At 70.4% G+C, this 19219-nt stretch carries 20 protein-coding genes; 10 read left to right on the top strand and 10 right to left on the bottom strand.

Annotated features, from left to right (window positions below):
* Positions 1-48 precede the first annotated feature (48 nt).
* From EJK15_RS41035 to EJK15_RS41015, 5 genes are read left to right on the top strand one after another with little or no spacing between them, the layout of a single operon-like run.
* Positions 49-1863 (top strand): ABC transporter substrate-binding protein, encoded by a 1815-nt coding sequence (locus EJK15_RS41035; RefSeq protein WP_138715879.1) that lies wholly within the window; start codon positions 49-51, stop codon positions 1861-1863.
* Positions 1860-2912, top strand: coding sequence for an ABC transporter permease (locus EJK15_RS41030; RefSeq protein WP_171074824.1), 1053 nt, complete (start codon positions 1860-1862; stop codon positions 2910-2912). The genes EJK15_RS41035 and EJK15_RS41030 overlap by 4 nt, the downstream gene beginning before the upstream one ends.
* Entirely contained in the window at positions 2909-3790 is an 882-nt protein-coding gene (locus EJK15_RS41025; RefSeq protein WP_138715878.1) for an ABC transporter permease, read from the top strand. The genes EJK15_RS41030 and EJK15_RS41025 overlap by 4 nt, the downstream gene beginning before the upstream one ends.
* Positions 3787-4761, top strand: coding sequence for an ABC transporter ATP-binding protein (locus EJK15_RS41020; protein WP_138715877.1), 975 nt, complete (start codon positions 3787-3789; stop codon positions 4759-4761). The genes EJK15_RS41025 and EJK15_RS41020 overlap by 4 nt, the downstream gene beginning before the upstream one ends.
* The gene (locus EJK15_RS41015; RefSeq protein ID WP_240777540.1) at positions 4758-5837 is read left to right on the top strand and encodes an ABC transporter ATP-binding protein; all 1080 of its coding nucleotides are present in this window, start codon (positions 4758-4760) and stop codon (positions 5835-5837) included. Before EJK15_RS41020 ends, EJK15_RS41015 begins: the two co-directional genes overlap by 4 nt.
* Here EJK15_RS41015 and EJK15_RS41010 read toward each other — a convergent pair.
* Complete coding sequence (locus EJK15_RS41010) at positions 5834-6481, bottom strand: response regulator (protein WP_138715876.1); 648 nt, start codon at positions 6479-6481, stop codon at positions 5834-5836. The genes EJK15_RS41015 and EJK15_RS41010 overlap by 4 nt on opposite strands.
* Complete coding sequence (locus EJK15_RS41005) at positions 6478-7560, bottom strand: sensor histidine kinase (protein ID WP_138715875.1); 1083 nt, start codon at positions 7558-7560, stop codon at positions 6478-6480. The genes EJK15_RS41010 and EJK15_RS41005 overlap by 4 nt, the downstream gene beginning before the upstream one ends.
* Positions 7561-7668: 108 nt before the next feature.
* On the opposite strand from EJK15_RS41005, the gene EJK15_RS41000 reads away from it, so the two are divergent.
* Positions 7669-8727 carry an alpha/beta hydrolase family protein gene (locus tag EJK15_RS41000; RefSeq protein WP_138715874.1) on the top strand — a complete coding sequence of 353 codons (1059 nt, stop codon included), beginning with the start codon at positions 7669-7671 and terminating at the stop codon, positions 8725-8727.
* Here EJK15_RS41000 and EJK15_RS40995 read toward each other — a convergent pair.
* Positions 8718-9542, bottom strand: coding sequence for an NAD(P)H-binding protein (locus tag EJK15_RS40995; RefSeq protein WP_138715873.1), 825 nt, complete (start codon positions 9540-9542; stop codon positions 8718-8720). The genes EJK15_RS41000 and EJK15_RS40995 overlap by 10 nt on opposite strands.
* Before the next feature lie 61 nt (positions 9543-9603).
* Positions 9604-10779, bottom strand: a complete 1176-nt coding sequence (locus tag EJK15_RS40990; RefSeq protein WP_138715872.1) for an FAD-dependent monooxygenase — start codon at positions 10777-10779, stop codon at positions 9604-9606.
* Positions 10780-10852: 73 nt separating this feature from the next.
* Here EJK15_RS40990 and EJK15_RS40985 point away from each other — a divergent pair, with 73 nt between their 5' ends.
* Positions 10853-11419 carry a TetR/AcrR family transcriptional regulator gene (locus tag EJK15_RS40985; protein ID WP_138715871.1) on the top strand — a complete coding sequence of 189 codons (567 nt, stop codon included), beginning with the start codon at positions 10853-10855 and terminating at the stop codon, positions 11417-11419.
* Positions 11420-11443: 24 nt separating this feature from the next.
* Here EJK15_RS40985 and EJK15_RS40980 read toward each other — a convergent pair whose 3' ends face one another.
* Positions 11444-12085: a maleylpyruvate isomerase N-terminal domain-containing protein gene (locus EJK15_RS40980; RefSeq protein WP_138715870.1), complete on the bottom strand. Its 642-nt coding sequence runs from the start codon at positions 12083-12085 to the stop codon at positions 11444-11446.
* A 169-nt stretch (positions 12086-12254) separates the two neighbouring features.
* Here EJK15_RS40980 and EJK15_RS40975 point away from each other — a divergent pair, with 169 nt between their 5' ends.
* Positions 12255-12809: a TetR/AcrR family transcriptional regulator gene (locus EJK15_RS40975; RefSeq protein ID WP_138715869.1), complete on the top strand. Its 555-nt coding sequence runs from the start codon at positions 12255-12257 to the stop codon at positions 12807-12809.
* A 12-nt stretch (positions 12810-12821) separates the two neighbouring features.
* Here EJK15_RS40975 and EJK15_RS40970 read toward each other — a convergent pair whose 3' ends face one another.
* Positions 12822-13550: a nucleotidyltransferase domain-containing protein gene (locus tag EJK15_RS40970; RefSeq protein WP_138715868.1), complete on the bottom strand. Its 729-nt coding sequence runs from the start codon at positions 13548-13550 to the stop codon at positions 12822-12824.
* Positions 13551-13560: 10 nt separating this feature from the next.
* Here EJK15_RS40970 and EJK15_RS40965 point away from each other — a divergent pair, with 10 nt between their 5' ends.
* On the top strand, positions 13561-14376 hold the full coding sequence (locus EJK15_RS40965; protein WP_138715867.1) for an SDR family NAD(P)-dependent oxidoreductase: 816 nt from the start codon (positions 13561-13563) through the stop codon (positions 14374-14376).
* Here EJK15_RS40965 and EJK15_RS40960 read toward each other — a convergent pair.
* Both EJK15_RS40960 and EJK15_RS40955 read right to left on the bottom strand, forming a co-directional pair.
* A complete protein-coding gene (locus tag EJK15_RS40960) occupies positions 14363-15301 on the bottom strand; it encodes a ribose-phosphate diphosphokinase (RefSeq protein ID WP_138715866.1) in 939 nt (312 codons plus the stop codon). The genes EJK15_RS40965 and EJK15_RS40960 overlap by 14 nt on opposite strands.
* 33 nt (positions 15302-15334) lie before the next feature.
* Positions 15335-15973, bottom strand: a complete 639-nt coding sequence (locus tag EJK15_RS40955; protein ID WP_138715865.1) for an HAD family hydrolase — start codon at positions 15971-15973, stop codon at positions 15335-15337.
* Positions 15974-16096: 123 nt separating this feature from the next.
* Here EJK15_RS40955 and EJK15_RS40950 point away from each other — a divergent pair, with 123 nt between their 5' ends.
* Positions 16097-17890: an alkyl/aryl-sulfatase gene (locus EJK15_RS40950; protein ID WP_138715864.1), complete on the top strand. Its 1794-nt coding sequence runs from the start codon at positions 16097-16099 to the stop codon at positions 17888-17890.
* A 40-nt stretch (positions 17891-17930) separates the two neighbouring features.
* Here the strand turns inward: EJK15_RS40950 and EJK15_RS40945 are convergent, their stop codons facing one another.
* Positions 17931-18404 carry a hypothetical protein gene (locus EJK15_RS40945; protein WP_138715863.1) on the bottom strand — a complete coding sequence of 158 codons (474 nt, stop codon included), beginning with the start codon at positions 18402-18404 and terminating at the stop codon, positions 17931-17933.
* Between the two features lie 35 nt (positions 18405-18439).
* Positions 18440-19219 (bottom strand): purine-cytosine permease family protein (locus tag EJK15_RS40940; RefSeq protein WP_476739201.1); only part of this gene is annotated, 780 nt, incomplete at its 5' end.

The following is a 19219-nucleotide window of genomic DNA, read 5'->3' as shown; positions in this document are numbered from 1 at the left end:
GTGTGCCTTTCTCTACACAGGAACCCCCTGCCTGAAGGTGAGGCACTCATGAGGAAATGGTTCGCGCGCCTGGCATTGCTGGGCGTGGCGCTCTTAGTTGCAGGTCAGGGCACGACCGCAGCCCTAGCCGAGGAACCGGCGGCGGGGAAGAAGATCGTCCGGGTCGGTGCCACGCAGTCCATGGACTCGATGAACCCGTTCCTGGCGGTCCGCCTGGTCTCGACGTCGATCCACCGCTGGATGTACGGCTACCTCACGGTCCCCGACTCCAAGACGCTCCAGCCCAGCCCCGACCTGGCGGAATCGTGGACCACGTCCGAGGACGGGCTCACGTGGACGTTCAAGATCCGCGCCGCCAAGTGGTCCGACGGCAAGCCGGTCACGGCCGACGACGCCGCCTGGACGTTCAACAAGATGATGACGGACGAGGCCGCCAAGACGGCCAACGGCCCGGCGGTGGAGAACTTCGAGAGCGTCACGGCCAGCGGTCAGGACTTGACGATCAAGCTCAAGTCCCCGCAGGCGTCCATGCTGGAGAACCCGACCCCGATCATGCCGAAGCATGTCTGGGAGTCGGTCACCGACATGGCGAACTACGGCGCCGAGAAGTACCCGTCGGTGAGCAGCGGCCCGTACATCGCGGTCGAGCACAAGAAGGACCAGTTCGTCAAGCTGCAGGCCAACCCGAACTACTGGCGCGGCAAGCCCAAGATCGACGAGCTGCAGGTCATCTTCTACGACAACCCCCAGGCCGCGATCGCCGGCCTGAAGAAGGGTGACATCGACCTGATCGGCCGCCTGCAGCCGCCCGAGTTCGAGGCCATCCAGAACGACCCGAACATCGAGGCGTGGAACACGCAGGGCCGGCGCGCGAGCTACCTGCAGATCAACCACGGCGCCACCACCACCGACGACAAGCCCGTCGGCGACGGTCACCCCGCGCTGAAGGACGCCAAGGTCCGTCAGGCGCTGCACTACGCCATCGACAAGCAGAAGCTGGTCGACGAGGTCCAGAACGGCCTGGCCAAGCCCGCCGACGGCTCGATCGTCCCGCCGATGTACAAGGACTTCTTCTGGGAGGCCACCGGCGACACCAAGGTCACCTACGACGTGGCCAAGGCCAACCAGATCCTCGACGACGCCGGCTACAAGAAGGGCTCCGACGGCATCCGCACGATGCCCGACGGCAAGCGCAAGCTGGAGTTCCGCTTCAGCATCCACACCGACACGCCGATCGAGGACAAGCTCGCCGAATACCTGACCGGCTTCTTCAAGGAGGTCGGCATCACGCTGACCACCAAGAAGCTCGACTCCAGCAAGTTCAGCGAGGAGACCGGCGTCACCGGCCTGTTCGACATCGCCATCAGCGGCTGGTCGGTCAACCCCGACCCCGAAGAGGTCATGGCCACGCACCTGTGCAGCCGCAGGCCGGCTCCGGGCGGCGAGGGCGGCGGCACCGAGTCGTTCTACTGCGACGAGACCTTCGAGAAGCTCTACCAGGACCAGCTGAAGGAGCTCGACCGGCCGAAGCGCGCCGAGATGCTCAAGCAGATGCAGGAGCGGCTCTACACCGACGCCCCGATCATCGCCATCTACTACCCGAACGACCTCGAGGGCTACCGCAAGGACCGGATCACCAGCATCACCCCGATCCCCGAGGACAAGGGCCTGCTGTACGGCGGCAGCGGCTACTGGCCGTTCTACACCGTGGACGCCAAGGCCACGGCGGCGAGCGGCGCGAGCGGCGACGGCGGCTCCAACACCGGGCTGATCGCCGGTATCGTCGGCGGCGTGGTGGTCCTGGGTCTGGCGGCATTCCTCCTGACGAGGCGGCGCAAGGGCGTCGCGGACGAGCGCGAATGACAACTCCGCTAGAAGCGGCAGAGCCCGCCGTCCAGGCGGCGGGCCCTGGTGACGAGCGTCCCACCTACCGAGGCACGCTGCGATACGCGCTGTCGAAGGCCGGTGGGGCGCTGTTCAGCATCGCCATGGTGATCGTCGGCACGTTCTTCGTGTTCCGGCTGCTCCCCGGCGACCCCGTACGCAACCTCGCACAGGGCCGCAACATGACCCCTGCGCAGCTCGACCTGGAGCGCCGCAAGCTCGGCCTGGACATGCCGCTGATCGACCAGTTCTTCGACTTCGTCGGCAAGACGCTCCGCCTGGACCTCGGCACGTCTTACGAGTACAAGCGGCCGGTGCTCGACCTGATCGGGGAGCGGATCGGCCCGACGCTGCTGCTGGCAGGTACGGGCCTGGTCATCGCGGTCAGCCTCGGGATCTGGCAGGGCACCCGGGCCGGGTGGCGGCGCGGCAGCCGGTTCGACCGCTTCTCCACCGGCACGTCGCTGGTGCTGTGGTCCGTGCCGACGTTCTGGCTCGGGCTACTGCTGATGATGGTGTTCGGCGTGGGAATCGGCCCGATCCCCGGCATCCTGCCGTTCCGGGGCATCGAGAGCGTGGACGCGCCCGACGGGTTCGCCTACGTGCTGGACGTGGCCTCGCACATGGTGCTGCCGTGCCTGACCCTGGTGGCCGTGGTGTACGCGCAATATCTGCTGGTCATGCGGTCGTCGCTGCTGGAGGAGGTCAGCCAGGACTACGTCACCGTGGCCCGGGCCAAGGGCCTGCGCGACGACGAGGTTCGCCGCCGCCACGCGGTGCCGAACGCCCTGCTGCCCACGGTGACGCTGGTCTTCATGCGCATCGGCTTCGTGGTCGGCGGCGCGGTCACCGTCGAGACGATCTACACCTGGCCGGGGCTGGGACAACTGTTCTACGAGGCGATCAGGGTGCCTGACTTCACACTCATGCAGGGCACGTTCCTGCTGATCACCGTGGCCGTGGTCCTCATGAACACGCTCGCCGACGTGGTCTACCACATACTCGACCCGAGGGTGAGGTCGGCATGACGAGCCTCGCCGCGACCCGCAGGCGGCTCGCGCTGAGCCGCTTCTGGGGTGAGTTCCGCCACCACCGCGCAGGCATGATCGGCCTGATGACGCTCGTCATCGCCGTGGTGCTCGCGCTGATCGCGCCGCTGTTCATCGGCGAGGACGTGACCAGCGTCGTCAGGGGCACCGGGGAGAAGTGGGCACCGCCGAGCCCGAGCGAGCCGTTCGGCACCGACGAGTCCGGCCGCTCCATCCTGCTGATGGTCTGGTGGGGCTCGCGCACGTCGCTGCTCATCGGCTTCCTCGCCGCACTGCTCAGCATCGTGATCGGCCTGGTCGTCGGTGTCGCCGCCGGCCACTTCCGCGGCTGGGCCGGCGGCGCGCTCATGCGGGTCACCGACTGGTTCCTGGTGCTCCCGTCCCTGATCACGGCACTGGTGCTGGCGGCCATCCTGGGCGGCAGCACGTTCACGATCATCATGGCCATCGGGATCACGACGTGGCCGTCGACGGCCCGGCTGATCCGGGCGCAGACCATGGCCGTGGAGGCGAGGCCGTACATCGAGCGGTCGAAGGCGCTCGGCGCCGGACACTGGCACATCACCACCAGGCACGTGCTGCCGAACGTGGCGCCGCTGCTGCTCGCCAGCACGACGCTGGAGGTGGCCAGCGCGATCGTGACCGAGTCCACGCTCGCCTTCCTCGGCGCCAGCGCGAACAAGACCTCCTGGGGCACCATGCTGCGCGGCTCGTACGACTACGGCGCGGCCACCCAGGGCGCGTGGTGGTACATCCTCATCCCGGGCCTGGCCATCCTGGCCGTGGTCATGGCGTTCACACTGTGCGGGCGGGCCCTGGAGGCCGTGCTCAACCCCCGGCTCAGGAGGGTCGCATGAGTCTGCTTGAACTCGACGACCTGTCGGTGACGTACCGCATCGCCTCGGGCGAGGTGCCCGCGGTGCGCGGCGTGTCGCTGACCCTCGACTCCGGAGCGGCACTCGGAGTCGCCGGCGAGTCGGGATCCGGCAAGTCGACCCTGGCCATGGCGCTGCTCCGGCTCCTGCCAAGGGACGCGCGGGTCGGCGGCCGGATCCTGCTCGACGGCGAGGACGTCCTCACCATGAAGTGGGGCCGCATGAGGGCCGTGCGCTGGGCGGAGGCCTCGATCGTGTTCCAGGGCGCCCAGCACGGGCTCAACCCGGTGCGCAGGATCGGCGACCAGATCGCCGAGCCGCTGCTCGTGCACAACCTGGCCAAGCCGGACGGCGCCCGCAAGCGCGTGGCCGAGCTGCTCGAACAGGTCGGCCTGCCGGCCTGGCGGTCCCGCAGCTACCCGCACGAGCTGTCCGGCGGGCAGCGGCAGCGCGTGATGATCGCGATGGCGCTGGCCTGCTCACCGCGCCTGATCATCGCCGACGAGCCCACCACCGCGCTCGATGTGATGGTCCAGGCCCAGGTCCTGACGCTGATCAAGGAGCTGGTGGCCGAGCACGGCATCTCGCTGATCATGATCTCGCACGACCTGTCGGTGCTCGCCGACGTGTGCGACCGGCTCGCCGTCATGTACGCGGGCCGCGTCGTCGAGCACGGCCCGTCGCGCGAGGTCTTCACCGACGCCAAGCACCCCTACAGCCGGGCGCTGGCGGCGGCGTTCCCGACGGTGGGCGACCCGGTCTCACGGCTGGCGCCCAAGGGGCTCGGCGGCGACCCGCCCGACCCGATGCAGCTCCCGGGCGGCTGCTCGTTCCACCCGCGCTGCCCGGTCGCGCTGGACGAATGCGCGACCATGGACGTGGAGCTGTGGTCGGCCGGCCCTGGCCGTACCGCCGCCTGCGTGCACGTCAGGGCGAAGGAGGAGGCCTCATGACCGACACCCACGCGGGGGGCAAGCCCCCCGCGGCCCCCCCGAAAAGCGAGGAAGAGGCGATTGCCTCGCGGGGGGAGCAAGCTCCCCCCGCGGCCAATGCCGTCTCGACGACCCGGCCCATCCTGCTGGAAGCCCGCGACCTGCATGTGGAGTTCACCTCGCGCGGGCGCCGCGCCCGCGCTGTGGACGGCGTGAACCTCGCCATCGGCGAGGGTGAGATCGTGGCGCTGGTCGGCGAGTCCGGCTGCGGCAAGACCACGCTGGCCCGCACGCTGCTCGGCCTCGAGCGCCCCACCTCCGGCGAGGTCCGCTACGGCGGCGCCGCGCTGGACTACCGCTCCAAGGCGCTCAAGGCCTACCGGAGGGAGGTGCAGCTCGTCCTGCAGGACCCGACGGGCTCGCTCAACCCCCGGCACACGGTCTACGAGGCCGTCGCCGAGGGCCCGCGCATCCACGGCCTGCCGGACGAGCGGGAGGTCGTGGCCACGGCCCTGTCGAGGGCGGGGCTGCGGCCGCCGGACCGGTTCTTCCTGCGTTATCCGCACGAGCTGTCCGGCGGGCAGCGGCAGCGCGTGGTGATCGCGGGCGCGCTGGCGCTGGACCCGAAGGTGCTGGTCGCCGACGAGCCGGTGGCCTCGCTCGATGCCTCCGTCCGCGGCGAGATCCTGGCACTGCTGCTCAAACTCAGGGCGGAGCTGGGGCTGTCGGCCCTGGTCGTCACGCATGACCTGGGGCTGGCCTGGAACATCGCGGACCGGGTGGCCGTGATGTACCTCGGCAGGATCGTCGAGTCCGGGCCGGTCGAGCAGGTGCTGACCGCGCCGCGGCATCCGTACACGCAGGCGCTGATGTCGGTGCTGCCGGAGTCTCCCGAGCGGGTGGTGCTGACCGGCGAGCCGCCGGACCCGACCAGGATCCCGGGCGGGTGCCGCTTCCACGCCCGCTGCCAGGTGCTCGCCTCAAGGAAGGCCGCCGAGGCGGGGGTGGACGGGAAGTGCAGGTCGGAGCTGCTCAGCGTCCTGCCCGCGGTGCCCGAGGCGCAGGCGGCCTGTCACTGGGCCGACGTGGTGGGTTAGCCGAGATCCGCGTCGTGGACCAGGATGGCCGCCTGGACCCGGTTGGCCAGGCCCAGCTTGGCAAGCACGCGGCTGACGTGCGCCTTCACCGTGGCCTCCGTCAGGCGCAGCTCGCGGCCGATCTGGGCGTTGGACAGGCCGCGGGCAAGCGCCCTGATCACCTCCTCCTCCCGCCTGGTGAGCCCGGAGAGCTGCCTGCGGGCGGTCTCGGCCCGGGAGGGCGTGCGGTCCACGTATGAGGCGATGAGGCGCTTGGTGACCGAGGGGGAGAGCATGGCCTGGCCGCCGGCGACCGTGCGGACCGCGGCCGACAGCTCCCTCGGCGGCGTGTCCTTGAGCAGGAACCCCACCGCGCCCAGGCGGAGCGCCTCGTGCACGTACTCGTCCAGGTCGAACGTCGTCAGCATGATCAGCTTGGGCGCGTCCGGCAGGGACAGCAGGCGGGCGGCGGCGGTCAGGCCGTCCGTGCCCGGCATGCGCACGTCCATCAGCACGACCTCGGGCCGCAGCCGCGCCACGGCGGAGACCGCCTCGGCGCCGTCCCGGGCTTCGCCGACGACCGCGATGTCGCCCGCCGCCTCCAGGATCAGCCGCAGCCCCGACCGTACGAGCTCCTCGTCGTCCACCACCAGCACCCGGATCATGCGGGGATCCTGGCGCTCACCAGGAAGCCGCCGCCGTCCTGCGGGATGGTCCGCAGCGTGCCGCCGAGCAGCTCGACGCGCTCCCGCAGCCCCACCAGGCCCCAGCCCGCGCCGGGCACCTTCGCGTGGAGCGCCGCGGGCGGCTGGTTGCGCACCTCCACCTCCAGCTCGCCCGGACCGTAGCGGATGCGCACGTCCGCGCCGGCGTTCCCCGCGTGCTTGTGCACGTTGGTGAGCGCCTCCTGCACCACGCGGTACGCGGTCCGCTCCACGGTCGCCTCGACCGGCCGCACCTCGCCCTCGTCATGCCTGGTCACCGCGATGCCCAGGGCGCGGGACTGGTCGAGAAGGCGGTCGAGGTCGGCGAGTGTCGGCGGCGGCTGGGTATCCGTCGTGGACGACCGCAGCACGCCGAGCACGTCACGCAGATTGGCCAGCGCCTCCCGGCCGATCCCGCCGATCAAGGCGGCGGCCCTGGCCGTCTCATCGTCGGCGGTCCGCACCTCCAGCGCCCCGGCGTGCAGCACGATCAGCGAGACCCGATGCGCGACGACGTCGTGCATCTCTCTGGCGATCCTGGCCCGTTCCTGCGCCCTGGCCTGCTCGGCCCGCATGACCTGCTCGCGTTGCGCCCCCGCCAGGCTCTCACGCCTGGCGCGTACCCAGAGCCCGAGTGAGAGCGGCAGCCCGATCATGGCCAGCGCCATGAACAGCGCGTTGCCCAGGGTCGCGGTCGCTTGCTCGTGCAGCCCGTTCTGCCACTCGCCCACCAGGGCGGAAATCCCGCACACCACCAGGCAGCCGCCGAGATAGGCGACGATGCGGCGCCTGCTCAGCGTGAGGCCCGCGTAGTAGGAGGCGATCAGCAGCGGCGGCCACATCACCAGCCACGCGTAGGTGACGGCCCCCACCGCGGCCAGCGGCCACCAGGACCGCCGCACCCACCAGGCGGCCGTGCCCGCGGCGGCGGCGACCGCGATCAGCACCGGGAGAGGCAGGCTCGACGGCACTCCGGCCTGCCCTTGCACCACGAGCAGCGAGAACGCGAACACACCCGCGCCGAGCAGAACGAACCGCATGGTCACACCGTATGGGCTGGACCGGAAATGCCTTTACGACGAAAGTAGTAAGAGCCGATCGACGATCGGGGCGTACGCCCGGGCACCGCCGGCCGCCAGCGTGGACCCATGCGCAAAACCCTCGCTCTAGCGGCCACCTCGTTGACCGTCCTCGCCGCGGCCCCGCAGGCCGCCCAGGCGGACGCCCTCGCCCTGCCGGAGCCGACCGGCCCGAAGCCCGTCGGCACGACCAGCCTGCACCTGATCGACTCCAGCCGCCCCGACCCCTGGAACCCCGAGGCGGACAAGCGGGAACTCATGGTCACGCTGTGGTATCCGGCACGGAAGGCCACCGGGAAGCGGGTGACTTACATGACTCCGCAGGAATCCGCCGCGATCCTGAAGCCCTACCCTGACGTCGCCCCGGACGCGCTCACCAAGGTCAGGACGTATGCCAGGCTCGACGCCCCCATGCGGAAGGGTCGAATGCCGCTCGTCGTCATGTCACCCGGCTTCACCTTCCAGCGCGCCACCCTGACCTCGCTGGCCGAGGACTTCGCCAGCAGGGGATACCTGGTCGCGGCCGTGGAGCACACCTACGAGTCGGTCGCCACGTTCCCCGACGGCCGGACGACCACATGCCTGGCCTGCGTCAAGGGGCAGGACGGCGGGAAGGTCGCCGCGAGCCGGGCGAAGGACGTACGGTTCGTGCTCGACGAGCTGGCCAAGGGCCGCTGGGGCAAGGTGATCGACCGGTCGAAGATCGCCATGGTGGGCCACTCGATGGGCGGCAACAGCGCCGCCCAGACCATGCTCGCCGACCCCCGGGTGAAGGCCGGCGTCAACCTGGACGGCACGTTCAAGCCGATCGTCGAGCCGCTCGATCGGCCGTTCATGCTGATCGGGGCGCCGCCGCTGCACACGCCCGACGGCGCCGACGACTCGTGGAAGAGGTCCTGGGCCAACCTCAAGGGCTGGAAGCGCTGGATCACGGTGGCCGGGACGGACCACTCGGCCTTCGTCGACTACGCCGTGCTCAGGCCCCAGCTCGGCATCCCAGCCCAGGAGATGGACGGTGCGCGGGCGCTGCGGATCACCCGCGCCCACCTCGCCGCCTTCCTCGACCGGCACCTGCTCGGCAAGGAGCGGCCGGTCGAGGACTTCCCGGAGGTCACCGATCACGGCTGAAAGGCGGCCGCGTTCTCCGAGGCCCACTGGGCGAAGCCGCGCGCATCCCGGCCGGTGACCTCCCGCACGGTCGGGACGACCGTGTAGCCCTCCTCAGGGGTGTTGCCGAGCGCGCTCACGAGGAACTCGACGGTCTCCTCGCCCATGCCGTCGTCGCGCCACTTGGCGCGCGCCTCGTCCACGGTCAGCTCCACGAATCGCACGTCACTGCCGATCGACGCGGCCAGGATCGCGACCTTCTCCCTGAGCGTGATCGCCTCAGGGCCGGTCAGCGTGTACGTCCTGCCGCCGTGGCCCCCCTCGACCAGCACCGTCGCGGCCACGGCGGCGATGTCGCGCTCGTGCACCAGTGCGCTCAGCCGGTCGCCGAACGGCTCCTTGATGACGCCTTCCGTCCTGACCGTGTGCGCCCACCAGCGCAGCGTGTTGGACATGAACTCGACCGGGTGGAGCAGCGTCCATTCGATGCCTGACGCGGCGAGCGCCTGCTCCAGCTCGCCGTCCGCGCGCCCGCCGAGCACCGTGGCCCGCCGCACGCCCGCCTCGGCGGCCAGCCTCACGAGCCCGGCGCCGTCCGGCAGGGGCGTGTAGTCGTCGCCCGCGAAGTTGATGAAGTGAGCGGCCTCGACGCCGTCGAAGACACCGGCCAGCGAGTCGAGCCGGGCGAGGTCGCCGGCGACGACCTCGACGCCCTCGGGGAGCGCGGCCTTGGCGGGGTTCCTGGTCAGGGCACGCACCTGCTGCCCGGCCGCGAGGAGCTCCTCGACGACGAGACGGCCGACGGTCCCAGTGGCACCGGTGACGAGGAAAGTCATGATGTATCCCTATCTGCTCGGAACGGAACGTTCTGATCTCACTATATCAGAACGGAACGCTTCATTCCATATAGTTCTTGAGCGAGATGGCGTTCGCGGCTCGGTGGATCGGCCCGGCGACCTTCTCCACCATCCGGTCGCGGCCCGGCAGGTGCGGGATCAGCTTGATCATCTTGAGCTGGAACCACAGGGCAAGTCGCGACGGCACCACCATGCCCTTGAGGTTCGGCTCGGCGAGTGCCTGGTTCGCCGCGACGAAATCGCGCAGCTCCCGTTCGTAGCCGTCCGTCCCGCCGCCGGTGGCCAGCTCGCCCGCCAGCGCGTACGCCCCCACGATCGCCAGGCTCGTGCCCTGCCCCGAGGCCGGCGAGGCGCAGTACGCCGCGTCGCCTACGAGGACCACGCGCCCCTTCGACCAGCGGTCCATGTGGATCTGGGCGATCGAGTCGAAGTAGAAATCCTCGGCATCGCGTACGGCGTCGAGCAGCGCCGGCACCTCCCACCCGGCCCCCGCCATGGCCCGCACCAGCAGCTCCTTCTGTGCGCCCTGGTCCCGGTGGTCGTAGGCCAGCGGCTCCGACGACCACATGAACAGCGCCTTGGCGCCGGTGTCCTGCCGGGTGCTGTAGACGTTCGCGGTCCTGCCGGGAGCCGCGTGCACGGCCTCCTCGCGGTCCAGGCCCAGGGTGTTGGGCACGGAGCAGATCGAGATGTAGTGGCCGAGGTGGCGGGCGAACTCCGACTCCTCGCCGAAGGCCAGCCTCCTGGTGACGGAGTGTGCGCCGTCCGCCCCCACGACCAGGTCGAACCTGCGCGGCTCCGAGCGCTCGAACGTCACCGTGCCGTCGTCGGCGATGCCGGTGATCGTGTCGTCGAAGATGTACTCGACTTCGTCGCGCGTCAGGTCGTACAGCAGCTCGTTGAGGTCGCCGCGCATGATCTCGACGTCACCGCCCATGCGCCCGCCGAACAGATCCGCGTCCATGGTCGCGACCGGCCGGCCCTTGGCGTCGTAGTGGGTGCCGATCCGCATGTCCGTGCTCCTGGCGCGGACCGCGTCCATGAGTCCCATGCGCTCGATCACCTGCAGCGCCGCGCCGCGGATGTCCACCTTGTAGCCGCCCTCGCGGATGGCCGGGGCGCGCTCCACCACGGTGACGGTGAAGCCGTGCCTGCGCAGCCAGTAGGCCGTCGACGTGCCGGCGATGCTTGCGCCGGAGATCAGGATGTTCGTCATGCCGTTGACGGTACATCTGTCTCAGACGATTGTCTAGGACAATTTTTCCAGACAGTTGTGCTACCCTCTGGGCATGGGAAACAGGGAAGATCTGCTGGCCGGAGCGAAGCGGTGCCTCATCGAGAAGGGCTATTCGCGCACCACGGCGCGGGACATCGCCAACGCCTCCGGCGTGAGCCTGGCGGGCATCGGCTATCACTTCAAGTCGAAAGAGGCGCTGATGAACGAGGCGCTGTTCGAGGCGATGCAGGAGTGGGGCGAGCAGCTGGCGGCCACCCTGTCGGCCGACGTCAAGCCAGACGCGACCCCGTTGGAGCGCTTCGAGGCGGCCTGGGATCGGGTGGTGGAGTCGTTCGCGCGGCTGCGGCCGCTGTGGGTCACCCAGTTCGAGCTGCTCGGGCAGATCGACCACATGCCCGACGTGCGCGAGCAGCTCGTGCGCGGCACCAAGGAGGGGCGGCTGGGGCTCGCGGAGCTGTTCGGGGGCATCGAGCCGGGGAGTGATCCCGAGCGGGAGCGGCTGACCGGGACGTTCTACCAGGCCATGCTGGCGGGGTTCCTGTCACAGTGGCTGCTCGACCCGGACAGCGCGCTGTCGGGCCGCGAGGTGGTCGCGGCCCTGCGCATGATCGCTTCCTGAGCGTCGAAGGCGGCCGTCGCGGGCTTAGAAAGCGCTTATCGTGGCCGGAGCCCGCTCGGCCCTGCTCAGCGTGCGGATGACGGCCGTCGCCCCGTGGCGGTGCACGGCCAGGCGGGCCAGCAGCTCGACCACCGGCTCGATGACCGGCTCCGGCAGTGCCGGCGTCTCGATGCCCACGCTGGCGGCCAGGTCGTCGGAGTGCACGACCAGCTCGACCAGCCGGGTGAGCAGGAAGTCGTCCAGCGTGAGCGACCAGTCGGCCCACGGCAGGTGCACCACCCGGTCGGCGGGCTCGGCGGGCAGCGCGGAGGTCAGCAGGTCGAGCAGCGCCTGCGTGCGCTCCACCAGCGCGCCCGGCCCGTCGGCGGCGGCCGCCTCCCCGCCCCGCCGGACGAACACGTTGCTCTCGTGGTCGAGCCCCGCCTGCACCCACGGTGACCTCGAAAAGTGCTCCAGCAGCCCGATCGGCGTCTGGACCTCACCGTTGTCCACCGATAGCGCGTCGCGAACCCTGACGATCTGGTGGGCCAGGTGTCCGGCCAGCCCTCCGACGCTGAACTCCGTGAGCGCGCTCGGCTTGTCCCAGGCCGCGGCCACGGCCGGGTCGCGCAGCAGCGACACCGCCGACGTCGCGGCCACCAGATAGGACTGCCTGCTTTCCCCCATTTGCCGCCCTTCCCCTGGTTCAGGTGGTAACACGGGCCAAGACTATCCTTCCGACAATCAGCGCGAGCGCCGTCCTCGACCCTGAAGTGGCCCTTGAAGAAGTCGCGGAGGTTTGGACACGCTGTCCACTTGATGTAAGCGGACGATGCGTCCACATACACTGCGAGGCATGGAGAGAGCCGACGCCGCCCGCAATCGCGCCAGGATCCTGGAGGCGGCCGCCCTGCTCTTCGCCGAGAAGGCGCCGCAGGACGTGACGATGGACGACATCGCGAAGAAGGCCGGCGTGGGCCGGGGCACGCTCTACCGCCGCTACCCGGACCGGGCCTCGATCGCCGTCGCACTGCTCGACGAGCACGAGCGGAAGCTGCAGGAGCAGTTGTTGCGCGGCGAGCCGCCGCTGGGTCCGGGCGCGCCGCCCGCCGAGCGGCTGGCCGCCTTCTACGCCGCCATGGTGCGCCTGCTGGAGGACCACTCGCACCTGGTGCTCGGCTCGGAGGTGGGCCGCTCACGCTTCGAGACCGGCGCGTACGGCTTCTGGCGCGCACACGTGCGCGCGCTCCTGGTCGCCGCCGGCACGCCCGGCCGGGACGCGCTCGTCGACGTCCTGCTCGCGCCCCTGGCTCCCGAGGTGTACGGCTACCAGCGCTCGGTGCTCGGCCTGACCCCGGACCAGATCACCGGGGCGCTGACCACGCTCACCGCGGTGCTCACCCCATCGTGACGGCGGAGCCCCTTACCGCAGGGTCCTTGTGATCGTGGACCTGATGAACGCGCGAGCCAGCTTGGCCCTCCTGAACCGGCTCAGCACCGGCGCAGGTGTGCCATACCTGCGGGCCCGCACGTCGGCCACCACGTTCGGGGGCGCGCCCAGCTCGTGCAGCACCTCGAGGGCCTCCCGCTTGCTGATCAGCCGCCCGTCCCGCAAGGTGACCGTGGCCCTGGCGACCGTGACGGTGCCCATGTCCACCCAGATGTCGCGTAGCCACCGGCGCCGTCCCCGCGTCATGACCAGCCAGAAGTCCCGCAGGTCCGTCCGCACGAACTCGGCCAGCTCCGCGTCCGACACCGGTGGCAGCAGCTCGCCGGGCGGCGGCCCGTACAGCTCCAGGGCCTTCGTGTGCAGCTCGCGCCGGGTGACGGCGGTGACCGGACGGCGGAAGACCCGCTCGTGCGCCCACGTCACGTGCTCGGTGGACAGGTCCGCCAGCTCCTGCCTGGGCATGTACGAGCAGTGCAACTTGTCCGCCAGCGGCAGGTCCATCCCCCGGTGCAGGCCCTTGATCCGCCGCCACTGCTCCATCGTCACCGGCTCGTCGACGACGGCGATCAGGTCCAGATCGCTGCGGCCCGGCTGGTAGTCGTCCGTCGCCAGCGAGCCGTGCGCCCATAACGCGACAAGGGGAACGGACGGCTCCACTGCCTCGAGAAAATGCCTTAGCAGGCGATCGGTCGCTGCGTGCATGATGGCAACTATGATCGATACACGCCTGGCTGGAAAGGTTGCGTTGATCACTGGCGCCAATCACGGCATCGGCGCCGCGACCGCGATCGCGCTGGCGGCCGAGGGGGCCGCGGTCTTCGTGACGTACAAACGGCTCGGTCCGCTGAACCATCCGGCATATCCGGAGACCTACGATCGCGCGCGCGGCGGCGGGGCGGATGACGTGGTCCAGCGCATCCGCGAGGCGGGTGGCACGGCCGAGTCCGCCGAGGCCGACCTGGCCGACCCCGCGACCCCCAAAGTCCTGTTCGACCAGGCCGAGAAGGCGTTCGGCCCGGTGCAGATCCTGGTCAACAACGCCAGCGGCTGGCTCAGCGACACGTTCACGCCCGCCGAGCGCGACTCCTTCGGCCGCCCGATCCGGCCGGTGGACGCCGAGACGCACGACAGGCAGTTCGCGGTGGACGTCCGCGCCCCGGCGCTGCTGATCTCCGAGTTCGCCCGGCGGCACATCGAGCGCGGGGCGAGCTGGGGCCGCATCGTCGGCCTGACCTCCGGCGGCCCGGAGGGCTTCCCGACCGAGGTCAGCTACGGCGCGGCGAAGGCGGCCCAGGAGAACTACACCATGTCGGCCGCGCACGAGCTCGGCCCGTACGGCGTCACGGCCAACATGGTCTACCCGCCCGTCACCGACACCGGCTGGATCAACGAAGAGGTGGAGAAGGCGGCTCGCACCCACGGCCCGCTGCGGTCCGTCGGGCAGCCCGAGGACGTGGCCGAGGTGATCACCTTCCTCGCCTCCCACCAGGGCCGGCGCGTGACCGCGCAGACCGTCAGGATGTACTGAACAGGGCGCTCACGGACTCGCCGTCGTGGATGCGGCGCATGGCCTCGGCCAGGGCGGGCGCGATCGACAGCACCGTGAGCTTGTCGTGGGGCTTGGGCGGCGGCACGGTGTTCGTACAGACGATCTCGATGACTTCGGGCAGCGCGCTCAGCCGCTCGATCGCCCCGCCCGCGAACAGCCCGTGCGTGCACGCCACCCGCACCGAGCGCACGCTCAGCTCACGCAGCCGGTCGAGCAGCTCGATGACCGTGCTGCCCTTGGCGATCTCGTCGTCCAGGATGATCACGTCCTTGCCGGTCACCTCGCCGATGACCGAGCTGATCACCACGCGGTCGTCGCTGAAGCGCTGCTTGGCGCCCATCGCGACCCCGGTGCCGAGCAGGCGGGCGAAGTGCGCGGCCTCCTTGGCGTTGCCGAGGTCGGGGGAGACCACGACCGTGTTCGACAGGTCGTACCGGCGGAAGTGCGCGGCCAGCTCGCGCAGCGCGTGCAGGTGGTCGACGGGCACGCTGAAGAAGCCGTGCACCTGCGGCGAGTGCAGCGTCATCGCCAGCACCCGGCTGGCTCCCGCGGCCACCATCAGGTCGGCGACCAGCCGCGCGCCGATGGAGATGCGCGGGGCGTCCTTCTTGTCCGATCGGGCGTAGGCGTAGTGGGGCAACACCACCGTGGTTCTGGCCGCGGACGCGCCGCGCGCCGCGTCGAGCATGAGCAGCAGCTCCACCAGGTGCTCCTGCACGGGCGGCACCAGGGGCTGGATGAGGAAGACGTCACGCTCGCGGCAGTTGGCCTGCAGCTGCACCTCGAGCGCGTCGTTGGCGAATCGGCTGACCTGGACGGGGTGCAGGGGAGTGCCCAGGTGGGCGCAGATCTCCTCGGCCAGTTCGGGGTGGGCGCTGCCGCTGAAAACCGTGATGTCTCGCACGATTCCGAAAGCATAGCCACAGGGCGCACCAGATCACGAGAACAGGTCGGGCGTGAGCGCGTCGAGGCCGGCCAGCACGCGCCAGGCCAGCGCGAGCGCGTCCGGCGCGGGCGGATAGCGGGGATGCGGTACGGCGATCACGCGCATGCCGGCCGCGTGCGCGGACCGCAGCCCGTTGCTCGAATCCTCGACCGCCACGCAGCCGCGCGGATCCAGCTCCATCCGCCGCGCCGCCTCCAGGTACCCGTCGGGCGCCGGCTTGCCCCGCTCGACCTCCTCGGTCGAGACCGTGGCCGCGAAGCACTCCTTGAGCTGGGCCGCGTCCAGCACCACGTCGATCAGCCGGCGCGGCGACGAGCTGGCCAGCCCCAGCGTGACCTGCCCGGACAGGCGCCGCACCGCCTCCACCGCGCCCGGCATCAGCGGCACCTCGTCGCGGTAGCGCGCGGCCATCTGCTCCACCACGCTGCGCGCGATCTCGTCCGGCGTCATCCGCACCCCGAGCTCATGCAGGTACGCGGCCCACTCGGCGGTGCTCATGCCCATGAGCCTGGACTGGGTGTCCGGCTGCCACGTGCCGCCGTGCTCGGCGACGAACGCCCGGCGTACCTCCTCCCAGACCGGCTCGGAATCGACCAGCACACCGTCGAGGTCGAACACGCACGCTTCCATGGGCAGCTCCCGCAAAGGATTTGACAGGTCCAACATCATCGCATGTCCTTATTGCCCGAGATTCATGCTCTTAGGGGCGTTTATTGAGCTATCCCGGGCTGAATACCGGGCATGCGGCTAGGCATGGCAGACCTTCCACTTCACGACAGGGGCGACTTCGAGGACGCGGACCGCGGCTTCATCGCCAAGCTCAGCCCCGCAGTGATCAAAACGGCGGACGGCCGGGTCATCTGGGACAACGACTCCTACGACTTTCTCCATGGGGATTGCCCCGAGACGGCCCATCCCAGCCTCTGGCGGCAGGCCCAGCTGTGCGCCAGACAAGGTCTGTACGAGGTCACCGACGGCGTCTACCAGGTACGCGGCCTGGACCTGTCGAACATGACGCTGGTCGAGGGCGACACCGGCGTCATCGTGATCGACCCGCTGATCTCCACCGAGTGCGCCGCCGCCGCGCTCAAGCTGTACCGCGCTCACCGCGGCGAGCGCCCCGTCACCGGCGTGATCTACACGCACTCCCACGCCGCACACTTCGGCGGCGTGCGCGGCGTCACCCGCGGCGGCGTGCCGATCCTGGCCCCCGCCGGATTCATGGAGCACGCCCTGTCGGATGGCGTGTGCGTGGGCCCGGCCCTGATCCGCCGCGCCGTCTACATGTACGGCACCGCCCTGCCCCGCTCGACCGAGGGCCAGATCGGCTGCGGCCTCGGCATGACCTTCTCCACAGGCACCCTGTCGATCATCCCGCCCACCGCCGACATTTCCCGCACCGGCCAGGAGGAGACGGTCGACGGCGTGCGCATGGTCTTCCAGTTCGCATCCGACGCCCCGGCCGAGATGACCTTCCTCATCCCCGGCCGCCGCGCGCTGTGCCTGGCCGAGAGCGCCACCCGCAACCAGCGCGACCTCCTCCCCCTGCGCGGCGCCCCGGTCCGCGACGCCAGAGCCTGGGCCCGCTGCCTCAACGAGACCATCTCCCTGTTCGCCGGCCGGGCCGACGTCGCCTTCGCCGCCCACCACTGGCCCACCTGGGGTGGCGGCGACATCACGCGCTTCCTCGCCCAGCAGCGCGACATGTACGCCTACCTGCACGACCAGACCCTTCGCCTGCTCAACAAGGGCCTGACGGCGGCCGAGATCGCCGAGGCCGTGCAGCTGCCGCCCGCGCTGGAGCGGGCCTGGCACACGCACGGCTACCACGGCTCGGTCAGCCACAACGTCAAGGCCATCTACCAGCGCTACCTGGGCTGGTTCGACGGCAACCCGGCGCATCTGTGGGAGCACCCGCCGAAGGAGAGCGCGATCAGGTACGTCGAGTGCCTGGGCGGCGGCTCGGCCGTGGTCGCGTTCGCCCGGCGCTACATGACGGAGAACGACCTGCGCTTCGCCGCCCAGCTGCTCAACCACGCCGTCTTCGCCGACGAGGGCAACAAGGAGGCCCGCGACCTGCTCGCCGAGGTCTACACCCGGCTCGGGCACGGCGCCGAGAACGCCACGTGGCGCAACTTCTACCTCATGGGCGCGCTGGAGCTGGCGGACGGCATCGTCACCGCCACCGCGGACCTCGCCTGCCGGGACCTGTACGCCGCGCTGACCGTGGAGAAGATCTTCGATTCGCTCGCCATCCGCGTCGACGGTCCCCGGGCCTGGCACGAGCGCCTGGCCATCGACTGGCACCTGACCGACCTGGGGGAGCGGCACCGTACGACGCTGTCCAACGGGGCACTGATCCAGGAGGTGAACCCGCCCGACGAGACCGCGGACCTGACACTGCGGCTGACGAAGGCGCAGCTCCTGGGCCTGTTGTCGGGAAACGGCGTCGAGGGGGTGGCATGCGAGGGGGACACGTCGGCGCTGCGGCGGCTGGTGGCGGTGCTGGACCGGCCGATGCCCGACTTCGCCATCGTGACGGCCTGATCCGGGGCCGCGCAACGTCAAGGGCCAGATTCCCATGCGTTCAGTCGGGCGGTCGCTCGGCCTCCGCTCGCAGCGTCCTGCAGGCCAGTGCCAGCAGCGTGACCACCACAGCCGCGACGCCCGGCCCGAGCACCAGCGGCACCGTCAACCCGCCCGCGTGCCAGGCCGCCGCCATGACCGCCACCGACGTCAGCACGCCCACCCCGAACATGGCCCCCCACAGCGGCAGTGCATGCAGGTAGGCGAACAGCAGCGGGAACGCCAGCCACACGAACGGCGGCGACGCCACAGCCAGCACCAGCCAGCCCGCCGTCACCAGCGCCAGCCACACGCGCCCCGGCACCGGCCTGCCCTCGACCGCCGGGCCGGCGGCGTACACCAGCCCGAGCAGCACGCCTCCGACGGCCTCGGCCGCCTGGCCCTCACGCAGCACGGTCACCACGGCGATCGCGAGCAGCCCGCAGGCCGTGACGTGCACCGCCAACCGCAGCAGCCGCAACGGAATGTCCATCATTGATTACCAAGGGTAACCGCAGTGGTGCGTCGAATTCAGGACATCCGGTGGCGCGGCGGGGTCAACGCGGTGATCAGGTAGTACAGAACCCCCGCCAGCACGAGCGCGACGACCACGCCGATGTTCGCCGCTCCGAACGTGCTCCCCTCCAGCTCCGCGCTCATCAGGAAGCCGACGACGCCGGCGATGTTCTCGTCGGCCGACGTGATCAGCCCGAGCCCCACGACCGACGCCACGACCAGTGACACCACGCCCTGCCAGTTGACGGCGGGCGCCCCGACGCGCAGCAACCGCTCGTCGTAGGCCCTGCCGCCCGCCCGTAGCCGCCACATGTCCACCAGGAAGATGGCGACCCAGGCGGCCATCACCACGCCGATGATCGCCAGGAACGCCTGGAAGGTCCCGAGGAAGCTGCTGGAGACGAACAGCAGGTAGTAGCCGCCGAGCACCATGAGCAGCCCGTCGATCAGCACCGCTGAATGCCGCCGGATCGGCACGCCGAGCGCCAGCATCGACAGCCCGGACGAGTAGATGTCCATGATCGCCCCGGCCAGGAAGCCGCCGATGGCGGTTAACAGGTAAGGCAGGAGGAACCACGTCGGCAGCGCGCCCGCCAGCGCCGACACCGGATCGCCGCCCGCCGCCTCGGCCAGCTTCGGGTCGCCACCCGCCAGCAGCACGCCGAACACGAGCAGGACCATGGGCGGCAGCGCGCCCCCGAGCATCGTCCACAGCGCCACCGACCGCGGCCGGGAACTCGCGGGCAGGTAGCGCGAGTAGTCGGCGCCGCAGTTGACCCACCCCAGGCCGAGCAG

Source organism: Nonomuraea basaltis (assembly GCF_005893125.1).
GTDB lineage: Bacteria > Actinomycetota > Actinomycetes > Streptosporangiales > Streptosporangiaceae > Nonomuraea > Nonomuraea basaltis.
The sequence above is the reverse complement of the archived record's forward strand: the minus strand, read 5'-3'. Positions and strand labels throughout refer to the sequence as shown.

Bases quoted from the DNA above. Each gene is read 5' to 3' on its own strand.
- EJK15_RS41035 (WP_138715879.1), top strand. From the start codon at position 49: ATGAGGAAATGGTTCGCGCGCCTGGCATTGCTGGGCGTGGCGCTCTTA.
- EJK15_RS41030 (WP_171074824.1), top strand. From the start codon at position 1,860: ATGACAACTCCGCTAGAAGCGGCAGAGCCCGCCGTCCAGGCGGCGGGC.
- EJK15_RS41025 (WP_138715878.1), top strand. From the start codon at position 2,909: ATGACGAGCCTCGCCGCGACCCGCAGGCGGCTCGCGCTGAGCCGCTTC.
- EJK15_RS41020 (WP_138715877.1), top strand. From the start codon at position 3,787: ATGAGTCTGCTTGAACTCGACGACCTGTCGGTGACGTACCGCATCGCC.
- EJK15_RS41015 (WP_240777540.1), top strand. From the start codon at position 4,758: ATGACCGACACCCACGCGGGGGGCAAGCCCCCCGCGGCCCCCCCGAAA.
- EJK15_RS41010 (WP_138715876.1), bottom strand. From the start codon at position 6,481: ATGATCCGGGTGCTGGTGGTGGACGACGAGGAGCTCGTACGGTCGGGG.
- EJK15_RS41005 (WP_138715875.1), bottom strand. From the start codon at position 7,560: ATGCGGTTCGTTCTGCTCGGCGCGGGTGTGTTCGCGTTCTCGCTGCTC.
- EJK15_RS41000 (WP_138715874.1), top strand. From the start codon at position 7,669: ATGCGCAAAACCCTCGCTCTAGCGGCCACCTCGTTGACCGTCCTCGCC.
- EJK15_RS40995 (WP_138715873.1), bottom strand. From the start codon at position 9,542: ATGACTTTCCTCGTCACCGGTGCCACTGGGACCGTCGGCCGTCTCGTC.
- EJK15_RS40990 (WP_138715872.1), bottom strand. From the start codon at position 10,779: ATGACGAACATCCTGATCTCCGGCGCAAGCATCGCCGGCACGTCGACG.
- EJK15_RS40985 (WP_138715871.1), top strand. From the start codon at position 10,853: ATGGGAAACAGGGAAGATCTGCTGGCCGGAGCGAAGCGGTGCCTCATC.
- EJK15_RS40980 (WP_138715870.1), bottom strand. From the start codon at position 12,085: ATGGGGGAAAGCAGGCAGTCCTATCTGGTGGCCGCGACGTCGGCGGTG.
- EJK15_RS40975 (WP_138715869.1), top strand. From the start codon at position 12,255: ATGGAGAGAGCCGACGCCGCCCGCAATCGCGCCAGGATCCTGGAGGCG.
- EJK15_RS40970 (WP_138715868.1), bottom strand. From the start codon at position 13,550: ATGCACGCAGCGACCGATCGCCTGCTAAGGCATTTTCTCGAGGCAGTG.
- EJK15_RS40965 (WP_138715867.1), top strand. From the start codon at position 13,561: ATGATCGATACACGCCTGGCTGGAAAGGTTGCGTTGATCACTGGCGCC.
- EJK15_RS40955 (WP_138715865.1), bottom strand. From the start codon at position 15,973: ATGGAAGCGTGCGTGTTCGACCTCGACGGTGTGCTGGTCGATTCCGAG.
- EJK15_RS40950 (WP_138715864.1), top strand. From the start codon at position 16,097: ATGGCAGACCTTCCACTTCACGACAGGGGCGACTTCGAGGACGCGGAC.
- EJK15_RS40945 (WP_138715863.1), bottom strand. From the start codon at position 18,404: ATGATGGACATTCCGTTGCGGCTGCTGCGGTTGGCGGTGCACGTCACG.